Below are 18,137 nucleotides of genomic sequence, written 5' to 3' on the forward strand. Positions count from 1 at the left end.
AAAGTGCTTTTTGTTTGTTGCTGTCTGTTCATCGGCAACTCATTTACTATACCATGTGGCCGTTTCTTTGTCAACAACTTTTTTTTCGTTTTTTTCAATCTGTTTTAATTGATTGCCGGCGCGGTCTGTCTCGCACCGGGTCTTTAATATAACATGTCCGTATGAGATTGTCAAGGGAATTTGTTCCATTTGTTCGAACAATTTTTCAAGAGACTCTATACCTACTATATATAAGCATTCTTCCTTATTTTTACTATATTTAGTGGTTGAAAAAAATATCTGCAAGCAAAGGCGATCCTACCTTTTCTTGCAGATTTGTTTTAATTGAATATATGATAGATACAATTCCTGTCTCACACAAAGCTGTGCAGTACCCCTAGAACCATCAGATTCAGGAAATTATGGGTATAAATAAAGGACAGCCATTTACTCGCTTCGATCTGCCGGGTCAGCATTAAGCCCCACTCAGTTCCGGAGAAAGCAGTGACCAGCAGACAGGCAATCCACAGGAATACAAGTCCCTCCAGGCCTCCCAGCAGGCGCCTGCTATTTTGTTGATTCCTGATATGATAGGCAGCCTGGAAATAATATCCAGCCACCTCATGACCAGCCTTGAGAACACATAGATGCCAGCAAACAGCAGGACGAATCCTGCAGAATTAAGAATTACATCTGCTAGATAGTTTCCAACATAGTCCGTAAACGCCTGAACTCCCAGCATCTGATACACCTCACTGTTGTTATTTTCAATGAGTGCGTTCTTGATATTTTGGGGCAGCTTTAGATTTTCAATAATCATGCGCTGGGCTGAGGGAGCTTCCAAGGCTTCCCCGGAAGGATTTTCTTCCTGCTCCAAACCAATGGATTTTTTCATGTTCTCTGAAATAGTCTGCTGAAGACCTGTATTTTCCTTTAAATACCCTGTTACTGTGGGTAAAGCGACCCGGACAATGGTCAAGGATAGGACCACCGCCAGCATTGATACGACCAACCGGATAAATCCTCTGTGATGGCCATAAAGGACCATCCCCAAAAGATAAACCCCGGCTGCTACAGATAACCAGTTTTCCATATATAGCTTTGTCATAATTTATCTCCTAATGAATCAACTGGATATGTAAGCATATCCAGTTGATCCACAAACTCAAGGTTGAAGGACATTTTTCTTTCAACCTTTTGCTCCGAATACCAAACGGTTAATTGCGGATGCTACTCCGTTTTCATCATTGGTATCCGTTATATAATCAGCAGCCGTATGGAGCTCTTTGCTTCCATTTTTCATAGCCACTCCAATTCCTGCCTTTTGGATCATGGAAAAATCATTTTCTCCATCTCCAATTGCCATTGTCTGTTTTCCGTTAAGTCCTAAATGAGAGGCAAGCCTTAAGATTGCTTCTCCCTTTGTGGCACCAGGCGCATTGATCTCCAGATTGTTGGGGAGGGAGGAGGTGACCAGAATATCTCCCCTCTTTTCCAATTCAGCCCTTAGTCTGGCGCGTTCTTCCATATCCGGAAAAAACAGGTTGATCTTCTCTACAGGCTTATGGCTTTTTTCCACAAACTCTATGATATTGGGATGGACATCCCTGGTCATGCGGACCATTTCCTGCAACTCAGCCGGCAGGCTGTATTCTGACAGGTGTTCAATAAAGCGGGGTTCCGTTATCCCACGCCTGTCTATGTAGGGATCATACATGACATGGTAGGAATCTACCAGGTGCAAAAGCTCCAGCGCATGTTCCCGGGGTAACAGCCGGGTGTCAATAACCGCTTTTTCTTTCATATCCTCGATGACCGCGCCATTAGTGGTAATTGCATATCGGATTCCGGAAATGCCTTTTATTTCTTCCGGTATTCCATCTACTGTCCGGCCGGTGCACGGAACAACCCATATTCCTTTTTGAACACATTGGATGAGCGCCTTACGGTTGACATCAGATAGTCGTTTTTTTACTGTCTAACAGGGTACCATCCAAATCAATTGCAATGAGTTTAATATCCACGTTTACTACTCCAATTTAATAAATAAAATGTTCTTCTTTTAAAACAAGAAGGCCGTCTTTGTCATATTTTGTGGAAAACAGACCTTTAATCCTTTTTCCAAGGGAAGGCTTTTCTGCACGGTCAGCCGCTTCTTCGATCAGCCTTCCGCATTGGCCCTGTTGAGAGGAACTCCGTCTTCCTCCATGATCTCAATTCTTTCATACAGTGCCAGCATGCTCTTTCCGGTAATGCTGCAGTCGATCTCATTGGCATAACGACAGGCATATTGGGCGAATTCGTCAATACCCATCTCTTCTCCCTGAAAGCCAGGGCCTTCCTCATCCCGGACAGACGGGCGGAATTCTTCACCCTCTTCGTAGAAATCGCCGTCTTCACAGACACCGTCTTCATAACTACTGTCCTCGTAAGTCCCGTCTTCATAGACGACATTTTCATAGGCGCCGTTACCCCTATAATCGTTCTTCTGCCAGGAATCATATTCATAATTATATTCCTGTTTCCCATAATCCTCGCAGGGTTCTTCTCTTAAGTCTTCCTGTTTAAAGGCAGGGGTTAAGGGTTTATAAGCGGGTGCCTTGGCAGCTCTAACCGGTCTTTCCTCCCGTACTGTTTCTCTTACACAGAAAACCGGAGCTTCTTCTCCGCTTCCGATGCATTCAAATTTACTTGCAAGTGCCGGATGTTCCCGGTGGAGGGTTTCCATTTGATTTGGGTTATCAATTAGAACCACGATCATTCCGCTTGTATCCTGATCCATCAATTCATTTAATTCTTCCAGCGCTTCCCTGGTAAGATCCCCGGCCTCCTCAATGACCAGATCCTTTCCAGCCAGCCTGTCTGCAGACGCCAGCACTCCGCGCTTGGATAGCTTGGAGCCAGTGATTTTTGCCACCGGATTCTTTACGTTATTTTCATTATGAATCTGCTTTAAGGCTTCAACAGCCATTTGAAGTCCTTTTTCAGGAGTTCTTGCCTCTATCATGAGATGATTTTGAACAGGAGTTTCTTCTGGTTCTTCGTCTTCTTCATACAGATCCTCAAACTCCAGATTATCCTCATCGCCGTAGCTCTGGAAATTTTGGTTCCAGGACGGGGCGTCTTCCTCTTCTGATACTGGATTTAAAGATTCATAAGACTGCTCTTCCTCTTCATAATAGGATTCATCCGGCTGGTCATAATCATTTTCTTCATAGCCATAATCATCCTCCGGCTGATCACCGGATTCATGAAAATTATCATCTGTAGCGGCAGACTGCTCTCTGGCCTCATCCAGTTCTTCATATTCCCCTTCACCGTCATAATATCCGCCAAGGTCGGACTCTTCCATTCCAGGACCTTCCGGTTCCTCTTCCTCTATAACAGGCCCCGAATGATACAAAAGAGAGTCCTCTTCTGCAGGCTCATAGAGATTCCTGGGTCTTGGCATGGCAGTTACAGGGCGGCCTACCCTCCGGATATCCTCCAGCACTCTGGTGTGTTCCAGCTTAGGCTCTTCCTGCATAATGGGTTCTTCATAGGAGATCTTTGACATTTCTCTTGCCAGCGTTTCCTGAACTGCAGCCTCCTGAAGCCTCGCTTCCAGATTATCCTCCATAGGGTTTTCTCTAAATGACATGACAGGCTCCTCATGGGGATCTTGCTCTTCTTCATAGTATTCTTCTTGCGGCTCCGGCTCCGGTTCCGGACTGCGTTTTCTTCCTGCGCTGTATTCCTGCTCAACTGCCCGCAGTTTGGCTTCGTATTTGTCCCGGTTCTCCACAAGATCCATCTGGTAGTTGGTAAGCGGTGCATACCTTATTTTTAAGTCCATGGCCTTGTCCACATATTTTCCAAGACCAAACATCAGCATGATCCTGTCGCAGGTTTCCACGCAGCGGTCAGGTATGCCTGCCAGGCTATACAGTTCAGCCAGCTCATACAGCCACTTCTCATCCAGCTCCACGCTGGTATAGGATTCCAGGGAATGAATAAGCTGCTGGGCCGGCGCTCCTTTTGCTTTTAAAATCATATAGCGAAGCAGCTGCTGCCTGGGATCATCAGATGCCAAGTCGCCAAATTCCTTATAATAGGCCTCTGCCTCTTCGATATTTCCCTCCTTGATCGCCAGCTCTGCCAGCTTATAAAGAAGGCGTTTCCCAATTGGAGCACGTTCAAAAGCCTGGAGAAGAATCTCCTTGGCTTCCTGGTAATCTTCATTTTTCTCATAAACCATGGCTACCATGGAAAGCAGATTGGTATTGCGGACTCTCTTCCAGTCTATTGTGTCGGCTATTTTCATAGCCGTATCATAGTCGTTTTTGCCGACCAGTTTTTTTAATCTGTTCAACCTTTATATTAAACTCGTACTTATCCATTATTTGTCTCCTAATGAATCAGGCGGATATGCTTGCCTGTCCCGTTGATGCATAAACTCAAGGCCAAAAGATGTATTTTCAGCCTTATATCTCCTAACAAGGCAAATGAGCTACAGTTCAACCCGGCCTTCCAGGGCCCGTAACAATGTCACCTCATCTATGTACTCTAAATCTCCTCCAACGGGAACTCCGCTGGCTATACGGGTAACCCTGATTCCTGTCGGCTTGATCAGCTTGCTGATGTACATGGCTGTGGTCTCTCCCTCAAGACTGGAATTGGTTGCAATGATCACCTCATCCACATCCCCCTGCAGTCTCTGCATCAGTTCCTTCAGCTTTATGTCACCAGGTCCAATTCCCAGCATGGGAGAGATAGCCCCATGCAGAACATGGTAAACGCCATCAAATTTTCCTGTCTTTTCATAAGCAGCCAAGTCCCTGGTGTCTTCCACTACCATAATTACCTTGTGATTGCGTTTTTCGCTCTGGCAGATGGGACATTTCTCCTGATCCGTCAGGGTAAAGCATTCCTTGCAGTAACGTACATTGCGTTTTGCTTCTGTAATGGATAAAGCAAGACCTGCCACTTGTTCCTCCGGCATATTGATGATATGAAATGCCAGACGCTGTGCGGATTTACTGCCAATACCCGGAAGCCTGGACAGTTCTTCAATTAATCTGGTTATTTGACTGCTATAGTAATTCATAATTTGTCTCCTAATGAATCAAGCGGATATGCCTGCATATCCAGTTGATTCACAAATTCATGGTTGAAAAATGATTTTCTTTCAACCTTTAGAACGGAAAGCCTCCGCCTAAACCGCCAAGGCCGCCGGTCAGCTTCGCCATAGCAGAGCTGCTTTCTTCTTCCATCTGGCGGAACGCCTCATTCGTAGCAGCCATGATCAGGTCCTCAAGCATCTCGATATCGTCTGGATCCACAACTTCCTGGGATAATTTAACCGCAGTCACTTCCTTTTTTCCTGAAACAGTGACTGACACAGCTCCGCCGCCTGCTGCGGCTGTATATTCCTTTTCCTCCAGCGCCTTTGTTGTCTCTTCCATCTGCCGCTGCATCTTCTGAGCCTGCTTCATTAAATTATTCATATTGCCAGGCATTGCGCCTGGAAAACCGCCACGTTTTGCCATGGTGTGTATCCTCCTGCTATTTTTATGATTTTTTAATCTTCAATTGTTATATCCATTAAAATATTGGTTTTTAATTCTTCATCGCTGACATAAACGGTATCAAACCGTTCCTCTCCGCCCCGAAGCCTTGTCTTAAAGGTTATGGACTTCTGGTAATGGTCTTCCACATACCGCTCAATCTCTGAAACAGTTACCTCCCTGCTTCCGATCATGTAGTTGCTTTGATCGGAAAAGACTACGCAAAGACAGCTCTCTCCTGCGGGCTCTACAACCGTATCCCGGAAACTGGCCCGGATAGGTCCTCCTAATTCCCGAATGATCTTCCCCCATTCACTGCGGATCAGATTTAAATCCTCAAGCTGGCCTTTTGGTAAGGCCACCCGCTCTGCTGGGGTTAATTCGTGGACAGGGGCGTTTCCTTCCGCCGGTTTTGAGCCATCAGGGGAAGCATTTACCACGATACCGCTTTCCAGCTGCTTTTCTATATTGCTGATCCGCTGAAGTATGGAATCCAGATTCTGTTCCATCTGGGGGCGGGTCAGCTTGATTAAGGCAACTTCAATTAAGACCCGTTTCTGGAAAGCATAGCGAAGCTGATTGGACAGATCCGAAAACACCCGGATATACCTCAAAAGCGTATCATTGTCCGTAAGTTTGCTGTCCTCTTTTAACAGGTTCTGGCTCTCCGTTGACATATCAAGCAGATTTTCTGCATGATCAACGGATTTTAGTATTAAAAGGTTTCTTAAATACCAGATAAAATCAATAACGAACTGGCCCAGCTCTCTGCCCTGGATCACCATCTCCTCAAGGCAGGTAATACAGTCTTTTGTCCGGTTTTCCGCGATTGCGCGGAACATCGTTCCAAACACGGTGATGTCTACGGCTCCCAGGACATCCAGGACATTGTCGTAGGTGAGAAGCTCCCCGTAATGAAATGCAATGCACTGGTCCAAAAGGCTTAAGGCATCACGCAATGCGCCGTCAGCCGCCTTGGCGATATAGGTCAGGGCATGGTCTTCCACCTGGATATGCTCTGCAGCTGTCAGACCTTTTAAATGCTCTACAATGGTTTCCACCGTAATGCGCTTAAAATCATACCGCTGGCACCGTGACAGGACCGTTACCGGAATCTTCTGGACTTCCGTAGTTGCCAGAATAAATATAACATAGGATGGGGGTTCTTCCAATGTTTTTAACAGTGCATTAAATGCTCCTGTTGAAAGCATATGAACCTCATCGATGATATAAACCCGATATTTGCCTTCTGTGGGAGGATACTGGACTTCTTCCCTTATCTCCCTGATATTCTCCACGCCGTTATTTGACGCAGCGTCAATTTCAACCACATTAAGGGATGCGCCGGCTGCGATGTTCTTACAGGTCTGGCATTCCCCGCAGGGACTTCCGTCTGCCGGATGTTCACAATTAACCGCTTTTGCAAAAATCTTGGCAATACTGGTCTTACCGGTTCCTCTTGTTCCGCAGAACAGATATGCATGCCCGATACGTTCGGATACTATCTGGTTTTTTTAATGTTTGTACGATATGGTCCTGACCCTTTACATCCGAAAAGGAAGAAGGACGCCATTTCCGATACAATGCCGTATATGACATGCCTGTTAACTCCTTATTCGTCGCCGAAGCTGATGCCTATCATCTTGGCCTCCTTAACGATAGAGCTTTCCGGATCGACGGTTTTTAATTTTCCGGCTACATCGGCTAACGGGATCTTAACAATTTCATTGTTATTCACCGCTACCATGTATCCGTATTCTTTGTTATTTATGAGCTTTGCTGCCTCAGCCCCAAGGCGGGTGGAAAGCACTCTGTCAAAGGGGCATGGATCGCCGCCTCTCTGCATATGGCCTGGTACGGTAACCCGCACTTCTTGTCCGGTGCGCTCCGTGATCTGAGCCCCGATCTCATATGCCACAGAAGGGTAAACCACTCCATTTTTCTTCTTTTCTTTTAATTCTTTTTTCGTCAGGCAGGCATCTTCCTTGGAAATTGCCCCTTCCGCCACGGCCAGAATGGAAAACTTCTTGCCTTTTTGGGCCCTGCTCTTTAATGCCTTGACCACGATATCCAGATCATAGGGAATCTCCGGCAACAGGATGATGTCGGCTCCGCCGGCAAGTCCTGCATGGAGGGTAAGCCAGCCGACCTTGTGTCCCATGACTTCCACAATGAATACTCGTCCATGGGAAGCTGCTGTCGTATGGATGCAATCAATGGCATTGGTAGCCACATTGACTGCGCTCTGGAAACCAAAGGTAATATCGGTTCCCCACAAATCATTATCAATGGTCTTGGGAAGGGATACTACATTCAGTCCCTCTTCCCGAAGGAGATTGGCCGTTTTCTGGCTTCCATTGCCGCCTAATACCACCAGGCATTCCAATTTCAGCTTTTTATAGGTGTGTTTCATGGCTTCTACTTTATTAAGACCGTTCTCGTCAGGTGTCCTCATAAGTTTAAACGGCTGTCTGGATGTACCAAGGATTGTCCCGCCATTTGTCAGGATCCCGGAAAAGTCTTCCGGCTTCATGATACGGTACTCATCATAAATCAGCTTTGTAACCGTCTTCAAATCCAACAATCTCAATATCGCCGGGCATTCGGTACAGTGCCTTTGCTACGCCGCGCATGGTGGCATTCAGGCTCTGGCAGTCGCCTCCGCTTGTAAGCATTCCAATTCTTATCATGAAAGCACACCTCTTTTTTTTGATTAGATTTGTCTTTTGGAAATAGGTAGTATTATACCCATTTTATAATTATAATACAAAGGGGAATGTGGGGCAAGGGAAAACTTTATTTCATAAGAAATGTAAGAAAATATTAAAAATGGTAATTACTAATTGCAAAAGACACCGCAAAACAGTTTCCTGCTCTCCGGCGTCTGATAATTCTTTATATTTTAATCCGTGCGTCTCACTTTGAACCGCTATCACAGACGTTACCCTGGCAGTTAACTCGGTCCAGGCACCCTCACGGCACACAGAAGGTTTCACTTAGTGCTGCTGCATTCCTGCCCTGACACGGTTCATGAAGATCTGTTGCGTAAGACCCAAACGTCATCGCCACTTACCAGGGGCAGCCCTACAATAGACAGCCCTGGGTGAGACATCACCCCTGCTAGAGCGGATTGCAGGTACAGGGCACCGCTATCTCCCCGGCTGCACGGAAGCTTTATGACATAATTTAGTTTAATCGCACTTTAGTATACATGGAAAAGGGCGGATTGTCAAGGAGTTGAAGGGGATTTCTCTTCCAGTTTCTTCTTGTTCCTTTCCCTCAGCTCTTTAAAAAAATCTTTCATCATTTGAGAGCATTCTTCTCCCAAAACCCCTGTTTCTGTTTCAACCTGATGGTTAAAGCCTTCCTCATGAAGCATATCAAGCACGGATCCTGCACAGCCGGCCTTTTCATTCATGCAGCCGATGACCACCCTGGGGATCCTGGCCTGGACAATGGCTCCGGCACACATGGGGCAGGGCTCCAGGGTAACATACATGGTGCAGTTCTCAAGTCTCCAGTCCCCTATTTTTCTGCAGGCTTTGCGGATGGCGTTGATTTCTGCGTGGGATAGGACATTTTTATCAATGGTGCGGCGGTTATATCCGCGGGCAATGATCTTATCTTCATAAACAATGACGCAGCCTATGGGGACCTCGCCTATGGCGCCTGCCTTTTCAGCCTGCCTTATTGCTGTGCGCATATATTTCTCATCTGTTGTCATATTCATTCCTCTTTGATCGGCAATTTTATTGCCCACATTTTCCAGGCATATAGAAATGCATGCGGGGCGTTTCTATATTGGTTCTCATGCTTTTTAAGCATAATGATATACCCGCAGGATATTTAAATGTGGTATACTGTTATAGTATATCACGAAACAAAGGAATGGTGAAGGTATGAAACTATGCGGTCTTCAAAAAAACAACGCTTCTGGACTTTCCCGGCCACGTAGCAGCCACGATTTTTCTCGGCGGCTGCAATTTTCGCTGCCCCTTCTGCCATAACAGCGAACTCATCGGCAGCGAGGCAGAGTCCATGTTCAGTGAAGAGGAAATTTTAGGTTTTTTTAAATAAACGAAAAGGGATTTTAGAAGGAGTCTGCATTACAGGGGGAGAACCCACCCTGGCTGAGGATTTAGAACCCTTTATCCGGAAAATACGGGATCTGGGCTATCTCATTAAACTGGATACCAACGGCTATCGGCCGGAGGTCTTAAAAAGTCTTGTTTTAAAGGGACTTTTGGATTATGCAGCAATGGATATTAAAGCCGGCAGGGAAAATTATTCCAAGGCGGCGGGAGTAAAGGGTCTTAAGATAAAGGCCATTGAGGAAAGCGCTGCTTTTCTCCTTGATGGAACCCTTCCTTTTGAATTCCGCACAACGGCTGTAAAAGGGATTCACAGCCTCAGGGATTTTGCAGATATCGGGGAATGGCTGGCAGGTTGTCCCCATTATTATCTGCAAAACTATGCGGACTCGGACCAGGTCCTGTGTCCTGGCTATCAGTCCTTTTCCAAGGAAGAGCTGGATAAATTCTTAAACATCTTAAAACCCTTGATTCCCAATGCCATGCTTAGGGGGTTGAGGATTAATCAGGGTATGCCGATAGGGGGCTTAAATTAGCCCCCTAATTTTACATCGGTATACCAGAATCCAAACCGGCCGTCTTCCATTGGCTGCTCCTTGGACAGCACGAAATTCGGAAAACCGAACATGGAAGCCATATATCTCTCATTGCTGTAATAATGCCCTGGAATCCCCAGAAGGTAACGGGGCATCCCGCTTGGGTTCAATAGTTTTGCAAGGATTAAGTAACGGTAATTGTAGTATCCATGCAGAAGGAAGCTGTTATTGCCATACACCCAGGCGTCTCTTGGAAGAACACCGATATCCTGGGGCTTGATGGTCAGAATTTCACAGCCATCCTCATAATCAAATGCAAGAATCCTTGTATGTTCGCGTTTCAGCTTCTCCCAGATCAGATTATGGGTATTATCTTCCTGGATCTCATTTTGGCGCAGGCGCTCTAATTCTTCAGGATTTCCCAGCTGTGGCCGTACCTCCTGATTGCCCATGCTTTCTTTTATCACAGCATCGGTCCGGTAACAAACGGTTTCACCAATCTCATCCTGGCCGCTGCAGGGATAAGGCTCACTGAATACTGCTTCCCTTTCCTGTACATCGACGGAAGCCCCAGCCTCTTGCTCAATTTCTTTCTCCTGCATTTCACTGGGTGTGTCTTCCTGTCCGTCATTTTCCCAATCTCCGTATGCTGGCTCTGCCGCAGACTGCATGGCACTCTGCTGGACTTCCGGCTCCCCGGCTCCCGTCAACTCTCCAATTGATTCCTCGGCTTCTGCCTGCTCCAGGCCCGGCTCTTCCATGTACTGTACGTCTTCTTCCGATTCCTCTGCGTACTGCACGCCGTCTTCGTCCGCTGTTGCCTCATCAGACATGGCCTCTTGTTCACCATCTTTTGATTCCGCATTTAAAAGTTCTCCGCCGTCAGGTACGGCAAAATCCATATCCCCATCAACTGGATCCTGATCTTCCTCCTCCAGATTCTCTGCCTGCAGGTCCTCCTCTTCCGGCAGTTCCTGTTCCCCGGCCTCCGGAATCTCCTCTTCAACCGTCCGGTCATTGGAGGAAGCTTCAATCTTTTCGTCCTCCGGTGAAATCTCTGCCTGGGAAGTCTCCTGGAGTTCATCTGACTCCAGCGGGAATTCTTCTGCGATTTCACGCACCGCCCGTTTTATCTGTTCTTCTGAAATAACAGCCTGTTCCTTCTGCGAAACAACCTTGGCCGAACTCTCCAGATCGACTTCTGCCGCATGGGCAACGGCATCTTCCCAAATGGTCGTATAGGAACGCCATGTATTTTTCACATCATGGATGGTCAGTCCATAGCACTGATCCATGTTAATTCCGGAGTGCTCTATATCACTTGCCGATACCACAGTCCTGAATTCACCGGAACCGCCGCGTATAAAAATATTGCCCAGGAGTATTTCCTGGTCGGCGGCTAATAAGTATACTCCAATATCATTGCCGCCCACATATATCCTTTTGACACTGACCGTAATTTTGCATTGGACCCCTCTCGTCTCTATCTTGGCAAATCCAATGTTTTTTCCTTTGACTGCGCCTTCATAGGCATAAATATATGAGATTAGTCTTCGATAATTAGGCATGCCATCACTCCTTTATAATTATTTTATGCAAAATGCCATTGCATCTATGACACAAAAATGTTATCCTTATGAAAAGAATGTATAAAATTTTTTTTCAACGTATGGAGGGATAGAGAAATGAAGCTTTATCGCGCGAAGGACTACAATGATATGAGCCGTAAGGCCGCTAATATTATATCTGCTCAGATTATTATGAAACCGAACTGCGTTCTGGGACTGGCTACCGGTTCCTCTCCCGTCGGCACCTATAAACAGTTAATCGAGTGGTTCAACAAAGGGGATCTGGATTTTTCCCAGGTAAAGACTGCGAATCTGGATGAATACAAGGGACTTACCAGGAATAATGACCAGAGCTATTATTATTTTATGCGTGAGAATCTGTTCCGCCATGTGAACATTGACGAAGCAAATACAAATATACCAAATGGTATGGAACCTGATGCCAATAAAGAGGCTGCCCGCTATGAGGAAGTAATTAAAGGCCTTGGCGGTGTTGACTTACAGCTCTTAGGACTTGGGCACAACGGTCACATTGGCTTTAACGAACCTTCTGACATCTTCCCAAAGGACACCCACATTGTGGACCTTCAGGAAAGCACCATCGAAGCCAACAAGCGTTTCTTCGCATCAATTGACGAAGTTCCGCGCCAGGCTTATACCATGGGAATCGGCACCATTATGAGAGCCAGAAAGATCCTGCTGATTATCAGCGGAGCAGATAAAGCGGACATCCTTTATGATGTAATCTGCGGACCGGTTACTTCCCGTGTTCCTGCATCTATTTTGCAGCTTCATCCGGATGTTACCATAGTTGCAGACGAAGCAGCTCTTTCCAGGATGGAAAACATTTAAACCAAGACTTATATTTTTCCAATGACATATTATATGACAATAACTGCCCGGCTGCTTTTGCGCCGGGCTTTTTTATGCCTATTTTCAGAGCAGACATTCTCAATGAGCAAAACCGGAGCTTCTCATTTCTGAAGTTTTCTGAGGGCATATTTTTCCTTAGGATGGCTGGGAAATTAACGGTTGGAATTTTTCTGGAAATGGTGTAGAATGAGTGTAAAATGCAAGATAAGGAGACGATAAATATGGCATATACATTTACAAAAGATTTAGAAACCGGCAACCCCTTAATTGATTCCGAGCATCGCCAGCTGATTGATGCAGTCAATAACCTGCTTGCCGCCTGCTCTACAGGGAAAGGCCGTGCAGAACTGGCTAATACTGCCAAATTTCTGCAGGACTATACTGCAAAACATTTCGGCGATGAGGAAAAGCTCCAGCTGCAGAATCAGTATCCAGATTATGTAAACCACAGGCGTTACCATGAAGAGTTCAAAAAAAGTGGTGGCAGGAATCTGTGCTAAGCTGGACAAGGACGGTCCGACCATCGCCCTTGTTGGTGAGGTCAACAGCGCCATTGGGGGCTGGCTGATCAACCACATCAAGAAAGAGGATGTCAAGGTGGCCGCCCATATTAAAAGCAGGTCTTAGTTTTCCAGAGTAAAATGCATCTCATTGAACCGATATTTTGACAGAACAGGCTGGGAAACAAAAGCAACGCTCCGGCAGAAGGAAGGAACATGATTATGAAAGATCCAAATTGCGCATACTGTAGGAAGGGAGAGCTTGTTGCAAAATTCGGCTATCCCATTTGCGAAATGGAGACAGGATTTTTATATTTATTTAAAGAGCAGAGTAAAAGGGGCAGAGTTATTCTGGCTTATAAAGACCATGTCAGCGAGCTGGTGGATATTAAAGCTGAAGAAAGAAATGCTTTTTTTTGCTGATGTAGCCAGGGTTTCTAAGGCTGTCCATAAAGTATTTAACCCGGATAAGGTAAATTACGGCGCTTACGGCGATACCGGCTGTCACCTTCATATGCACATCGTTCCAAAATACAACGGCGGGGACGAATGGGGCAGTACCTTTGCCATGAATCCTGACAAGGTATATCTGACGGATAAAGAATATGAGGAAATGGCGGCTGCCATCCGTGCAGCATTATAAATAAAGAAAAAAACACTCATGAGGAGGATGTCGGATCATGTTAGATGAAATCAGAACACAGGCCACAATGGCTGCAAAAGAGCTGCTGGAAGCGGCACATTTAAATGAGAAGGACTTAGTCGTGATCGGTTGCTCCTCCAGTGAAATATCCGACCACAGGATCGGTTCCCATTCCAGCGAGGAAATCGGACAGACCGTCTTTTCCGCCATTTATGAGGTTTTTAACCAACAGGGGATTTACGTTGCAGCCCAGTGCTGTGAGCATTTAAACCGGGCCTTGATCCTGGAAAAGGAGGCCGCCATGCGATATGGCTACGAGCCGGTCAATGTGGTGCCCCAGGTAAAAGCCGGCAGCTCCCTTGCCACTGCAGCTTACCAGACCCTGCAGTCTCCGGTGGCGGTAGAATCAATAAAGGCCCATGCCGGAATAGATATCGGCGATACCTTAATCGGCATGCACTTAAAGGCCGTGGCCGTTCCGGTCCGGATAAAGACCAGGTACATCGGCGCTGCCCATGTGGTCACTGCCCGTACCAGGCCAAAGTATATTGGCGGAGCCCGTGCCTGCTATAACGATTCCCTGGGATAAGCAGGGGATTCAATACCAGGAGTATGGGACGGAAGCCTGCATAACCTTGGCACCGCGCAAAAAAGCGCGCCTTGAAACTGTTTATACAGTTCATCAAGACGCGCCTTTTTTATGCTATTTTTTTAAACTATTTTATGACGGTTCCTTTGGTTCCAGCCATTATTCCATGGTAGCATGTGTAAAGAACCAGAAGCCGTATGGAGAGTGCCATGTGCCCTTTAATTCAGGCTTCTGCAGATAGAAATCGCTGGAGTATACAAGCGGAGCAACCGCTGAGTCTTCCATGATCATCTTTTCTGCTGCATGAAGCTTCTCATAATGCTCTGTCTTATCAGACGTATCACGGGCCTGTTTTAATAAGTTGTCCACCTCAGGATTGGAATACTTTCCATCGTTGTTTCCGCTTTCCGTGGTGAATAAGTTAAGCATATTGGAAGGATCGTCATAGTCGTATACCCAGCCGCCGCGGGCAATCTCGAAGTCACCGGCCCGGCGGGTTGGTGCGAAGGTAGACCATTCAACAATCTTAATATCCATTCTAATGCCCAGCTCGCTCCATGCACTCTGTAAATATTCTGCAATCGGCTTATTGTAACCGGCTTCGTTGGTCATATATTCGATCACCGGGAAGCCTTCTCCGTTTGGATAGCCTGCTTCTGCCAGGAGTTCTTTTGCCTTATTAAGATCTTCTTCATAATTGCTTACGTTAAAGTAATCACCGCCGTTATTTTTTCTGGTGACTTCTTCGAAGGAAGAACCGCTTTCCGCATCAGAAATACCAGGGCCTACAAAATTGGTAGCCGGTATAACAGTTCCTGCCATTACGGTATTGGCAATGTACTCACGGTCAGCTGCAAGGTTTAATGCACGGCGTACCAGCACATTGTCAAAGGGCGCCTTTTTAACGTTGAAAATCGTATAGGAAGTAGCCATACGTGGTTCCAGGTGATAATCCGGCCTGCCCTGAAGGCTTGGGATCTCATCAGTAGGAATCTCCTTGATCATGGAAACTTCACCAGTCTGATAAGCGCTGTAAGCCGCATTGGCATCTTCCATAAGAACGAATTTTAAGGTATTTAAGGTTACAGTATCTGCATTCCAGTAATTTTCATTCTTAGCAAAGGTAATATGGGAACCTGGTACCCATTCGATCATTTTTAACGGTCCGTTGGATATATAGGTATCAGGAGTTAAAGACCACTGGTCTCCCTTTGCCTCAACTATATCCTTTTTTTACAGGGGCCATGCTGGCATGGGTAACAATTTTATCAAAATACACACAGGGAGAAGCCAGTTCCACTACAATGGTTTTGGCATCAGGTGCGGATACTGCCAGTGCATCAACGTTTCCTGCTGCTGCCTCCTGATATCCTTTTACCATGGAAAGCATGTCTGCTCCATAAGGAGCTGCTGTCCCAGGATCTGCAAGACGCTTCCAGGAATATACGAAGTCTTCTGCTGTAAGCTCAGAGCCGTCGCTCCATTTCAAACCATCGCGTAAATGAAATGTATAGGTAAGCCCGTCATCACTCACATCATAGGTCTCTGCCTGTCCGGGAATAATATTATTATCCTTATCAAAGGTTAAAAGTGTCTCAAATGCGTGCAGGATCATATTAGCTGCGTCAATTGACGAATTTAAGGCCGGGTCAATGGTTTCCGGATCAGGACCGATCTGTACTGCCAGATCAAGACCTCCTGCAGTATTTCCTGCTGCTTCTGTTTTTTTGTGTTTCGCTGCCGGCTGTACCGGATTTGCCGGAACCGCCGCATGCTGTCAGGACCATCCCTGAAGCAAGGACTGCCGCTAGTACAAGCGCCATTTTCTTCATAACTGTTCCTCCATATCTGCTTTTTCTTGCGTCCGTCCTTCACAGACAACGCAAGTTTTAGCATACCACAGAAAGAAGGTTCTTGCAACGTGAAATTTTATGACACCCGCGTGTTACCGTGGTAAATCGATAAAGGGCCAGACATTTCCAGGTAGGGAAATGTCTGGCCCAAGAAGACATTTTTGTATTTTATCAGCGGTATGAGGTCTGCGCTGCCTTCATTAGAACCTTTGGATCCTTCACATAAGGAGTCACCGGACAAATCTTTTTATTTACTCCCATCAGCGTGTAAACAGCGATTCTGGCTGCCCGGACTGAATATTCCTCGGTAAATACCATGTCGTCCGGAATCTCCACAAACTGGCTTACCATGGCGAAATTGGTAGAGCCGGCAGGAACCACCTTCGGGCGGTCAGTCATTTTGCGGGGCTGGAACTGGGCATCAACATAAGGCATCATGCAGGGAATGACATTGACCACATCTGCCAGGATCTCATCCTTGCGGTTTTCCATGTGAAGATGATGGAGAAGTTCAATAAGCATTTCTTCACCGGTACAATCCTTCATGGGTTTCTTTACGAAATCCCCTTCCCGGTCCGTATAAAGCCCATATCCCCAGAAGATCGTCTGTCCATAGGCTGATTGATAAAGTGAGGCTGGGCAGCTACAACAATGCTCATCAGCCAGTTTGAATCCTTAAAGGTCATAAGGCTCCGCTTCCAGGCACATTGCCGGAGTAGTCCTCAATCATTTTAAGAAGCTTATTTCCGCGGCTTGTTACGGTAAAGCTTTCCCAGTTGGTCTCATGAACATCACCAAAGAACGGGTAAGGATTTCCAAGACCAGGCTTCTTTGCAGATACCTTTGTCCATAATTCCCCGGATATTGGCCTTAAAACAGGCTCCGGAGCCGGAGTATGCAGATCTCCAAGGGTTGCGCTGTCGGTCATGCAGGCATTGGTCATAATGCAGATATCGCCATCCTGAAGCTCAATCTGCCTGTCTATGCCGTTATCCTTTAAATAAAGCACCTTAACAGTAATCCCTTCTTCATCTGCAAAGTCAATATCAGTAACCGTACAGTTTTCTGCAAAAACAACTCCCTGCTTTCTTAAATAGTCCTCCAGAGGGCGGATGACGCTGTCATACTGGTTTAACGAAGTTCTTGTTACCCCTTCCAAAGTTTCAATCCTGGAAAACTCCAGAATCATCCGGCGCATGTAGCGGCGGAATTCAAATAAGCTGCTCCATTTCTGGAATGCAAAGGTGGTCTGCCACATATACCAGAAATTCGTTGTAAAGAAATGGGGCATGTCAGCGAACCATTCCTCAATGGTCATATCATCCAGCTTTTCTTCCGAAGTATTCATAAGCTTTAACAGCGCCATGCGCTCCTTCTGGGTAAATCCCATGCTCTTCACATCAAGAATGGTTCCATCCTTGTCCACCAGCCTGGCCTTTGCATGGGTTGGATGGGCATGATCAAAGCTTAATATCTCTTCGGTAACGCTCCGGGATGGGTTATTTAAAGAAGGAATGGAACGGAACAGTTCCCAGAAGTTTTCGTATGTCTCTTCATTCAGCATACGTCCTCCCCGGCATACAAAGCCTTTTTCCGGGGTTCCGATGCCATCATTGCTTCCTCCCAGAATATGCATCCCTTCAAAAATCGTGATCTGGTCTCCTGGCATGTTACAGTCGCGTATGAGGTAAGCCGCTCCTGCCATGCTTCCCAGACCGCCGCCTACAAAATACGCTTTTCCCGGGGTCTGGCCGTTTTCCTTATGTCTCATGACTTCTTCATTTTTTTAAATCCATCTGTTTTTTTGAATAATCATAGGCTTTTTTTTGCGGCTACTCCTGCCGCAGTTGCCGCAGCTCCCCATGCAAGCACTTTTCCGAAATTATTTTTTTCCTTTCATATGCAACGCTCCATTCTATGAATTGTAATGACTACTGATACGCTTATATTATCATACTT

The 18,137-nt window shown here is 46.2% G+C and carries 15 protein-coding genes, 1 other RNA gene and 4 pseudogenes; 6 read left to right on the forward strand and 14 right to left on the reverse strand.

The window, feature by feature from the left end:
- Window positions 1-454 precede the first annotated feature (454 nt).
- The 9 genes and pseudogenes from JCM10519_RS13170 to tadA form a co-directional block, all read right to left on the reverse strand.
- On the reverse strand, window positions 455-1,087 hold the full coding sequence (locus tag JCM10519_RS13170) for a CvpA family protein (protein ID WP_347844143.1): 633 nt from the start codon (window positions 1,085-1,087) through the stop codon (window positions 455-457).
- Between the two features lie 81 nt (window positions 1,088-1,168).
- On the reverse strand, window positions 1,169-1,915 hold the full coding sequence (locus tag JCM10519_RS13175; protein ID WP_347844240.1) for an HAD family hydrolase: 747 nt from the start codon (window positions 1,913-1,915) through the stop codon (window positions 1,169-1,171).
- 225 nt (window positions 1,916-2,140) lie between these two features.
- Window positions 2,141-4,330, reverse strand: a complete 2,190-nt coding sequence (locus JCM10519_RS13180; RefSeq protein WP_054739701.1) for a tetratricopeptide repeat protein — start codon at window positions 4,328-4,330, stop codon at window positions 2,141-2,143.
- A 138-nt stretch (window positions 4,331-4,468) separates the two neighbouring features.
- Window positions 4,469-5,065 carry a recombination mediator RecR gene (gene recR / locus JCM10519_RS13185; protein WP_054739703.1) on the reverse strand — a complete coding sequence of 199 codons (597 nt, stop codon included), beginning with the start codon at window positions 5,063-5,065 and terminating at the stop codon, window positions 4,469-4,471.
- 88 nt (window positions 5,066-5,153) lie between these two features.
- Complete coding sequence (locus tag JCM10519_RS13190; RefSeq protein WP_054739705.1) at window positions 5,154-5,507, reverse strand: YbaB/EbfC family nucleoid-associated protein; 354 nt, start codon at window positions 5,505-5,507, stop codon at window positions 5,154-5,156.
- A 32-nt stretch (window positions 5,508-5,539) separates the two neighbouring features.
- Window positions 5,540-7,124 (reverse strand): annotated as a pseudogene (gene dnaX / locus JCM10519_RS13195) (DNA polymerase III subunit gamma/tau).
- A gap of 13 nt (window positions 7,125-7,137) precedes the next feature.
- Window positions 7,138-8,215 (reverse strand): annotated as a pseudogene (locus tag JCM10519_RS13200) (ATP-dependent 6-phosphofructokinase).
- Between the two features lie 217 nt (window positions 8,216-8,432).
- Window positions 8,433-8,694: signal recognition particle sRNA large type (gene ffs, locus JCM10519_RS29805), an RNA gene on the reverse strand.
- Between the two features lie 60 nt (window positions 8,695-8,754).
- Window positions 8,755-9,249: a tRNA adenosine(34) deaminase TadA gene (gene tadA / locus JCM10519_RS13205; RefSeq protein WP_054739707.1), complete on the reverse strand. Its 495-nt coding sequence runs from the start codon at window positions 9,247-9,249 to the stop codon at window positions 8,755-8,757.
- Window positions 9,250-9,651: 402 nt separating this feature from the next.
- Here tadA and JCM10519_RS13210 point away from each other — a divergent pair, with 402 nt between their 5' ends.
- A complete protein-coding gene (locus JCM10519_RS13210) occupies window positions 9,652-10,152 on the forward strand; it encodes a hypothetical protein (protein WP_347844241.1) in 501 nt (166 codons plus the stop codon).
- Here JCM10519_RS13210 and JCM10519_RS29810 read toward each other — a convergent pair.
- Window positions 10,149-11,720, reverse strand: a complete 1,572-nt coding sequence (locus JCM10519_RS29810) for a DUF6128 domain-containing protein (protein ID WP_347844144.1) — start codon at window positions 11,718-11,720, stop codon at window positions 10,149-10,151. The two genes, JCM10519_RS13210 and JCM10519_RS29810, sit on opposite strands and share 4 nt — an antisense overlap.
- Window positions 11,721-11,837: 117 nt before the next feature.
- Between JCM10519_RS29810 and nagB the strand changes: the two genes are divergently transcribed.
- The 5 genes and pseudogenes from nagB (at window position 11,838) to JCM10519_RS13235 (ending at window position 14,325) form a co-directional block, all read left to right on the forward strand.
- On the forward strand, window positions 11,838-12,572 hold the full coding sequence (nagB, locus tag JCM10519_RS13220; RefSeq protein WP_054739709.1) for a glucosamine-6-phosphate deaminase: 735 nt from the start codon (window positions 11,838-11,840) through the stop codon (window positions 12,570-12,572).
- Window positions 12,573-12,814: 242 nt separating this feature from the next.
- Entirely contained in the window at window positions 12,815-13,093 is a 279-nt protein-coding gene (locus JCM10519_RS13225; RefSeq protein WP_347844145.1) for a hemerythrin family protein, read from the forward strand.
- Window positions 13,053-13,220 (forward strand): hypothetical protein, encoded by a 168-nt coding sequence (locus JCM10519_RS29815; protein ID WP_347844146.1) that lies wholly within the window; start codon window positions 13,053-13,055, stop codon window positions 13,218-13,220. Before JCM10519_RS13225 ends, JCM10519_RS29815 begins: the two co-directional genes overlap by 41 nt.
- Window positions 13,221-13,315: 95 nt before the next feature.
- Window positions 13,316-13,736, forward strand: a pseudogene (locus JCM10519_RS13230) (HIT family protein).
- A gap of 37 nt (window positions 13,737-13,773) precedes the next feature.
- Window positions 13,774-14,325 carry a TIGR01440 family protein gene (locus JCM10519_RS13235; protein ID WP_054739710.1) on the forward strand — a complete coding sequence of 184 codons (552 nt, stop codon included), beginning with the start codon at window positions 13,774-13,776 and terminating at the stop codon, window positions 14,323-14,325.
- Between the two features lie 159 nt (window positions 14,326-14,484).
- On the opposite strand, the gene JCM10519_RS29820 is transcribed toward JCM10519_RS13235, so the two are convergent.
- The 4 genes and pseudogenes from JCM10519_RS29820 to JCM10519_RS13245 form a co-directional block, all read right to left on the reverse strand.
- Window positions 14,485-15,549, reverse strand: coding sequence for a peptide ABC transporter substrate-binding protein (locus JCM10519_RS29820; protein ID WP_347844242.1), 1,065 nt, complete (start codon window positions 15,547-15,549; stop codon window positions 14,485-14,487).
- Entirely contained in the window at window positions 15,542-15,940 is a 399-nt protein-coding gene (locus JCM10519_RS29825) for an ABC transporter substrate-binding protein (protein ID WP_347844147.1), read from the reverse strand. Before JCM10519_RS29825 ends, JCM10519_RS29820 begins: the two co-directional genes overlap by 8 nt.
- 73 nt (window positions 15,941-16,013) lie before the next feature.
- Entirely contained in the window at window positions 16,014-16,157 is a 144-nt protein-coding gene (locus JCM10519_RS29830; RefSeq protein WP_347844148.1) for a hypothetical protein, read from the reverse strand.
- 192 nt (window positions 16,158-16,349) lie between these two features.
- Window positions 16,350-17,949: pseudogene (locus JCM10519_RS13245) on the reverse strand (oleate hydratase).
- Window positions 17,950-18,137 lie beyond the last annotated feature (188 nt).

This window comes from Clostridium sp. NkU-1 (assembly GCA_001312405.1).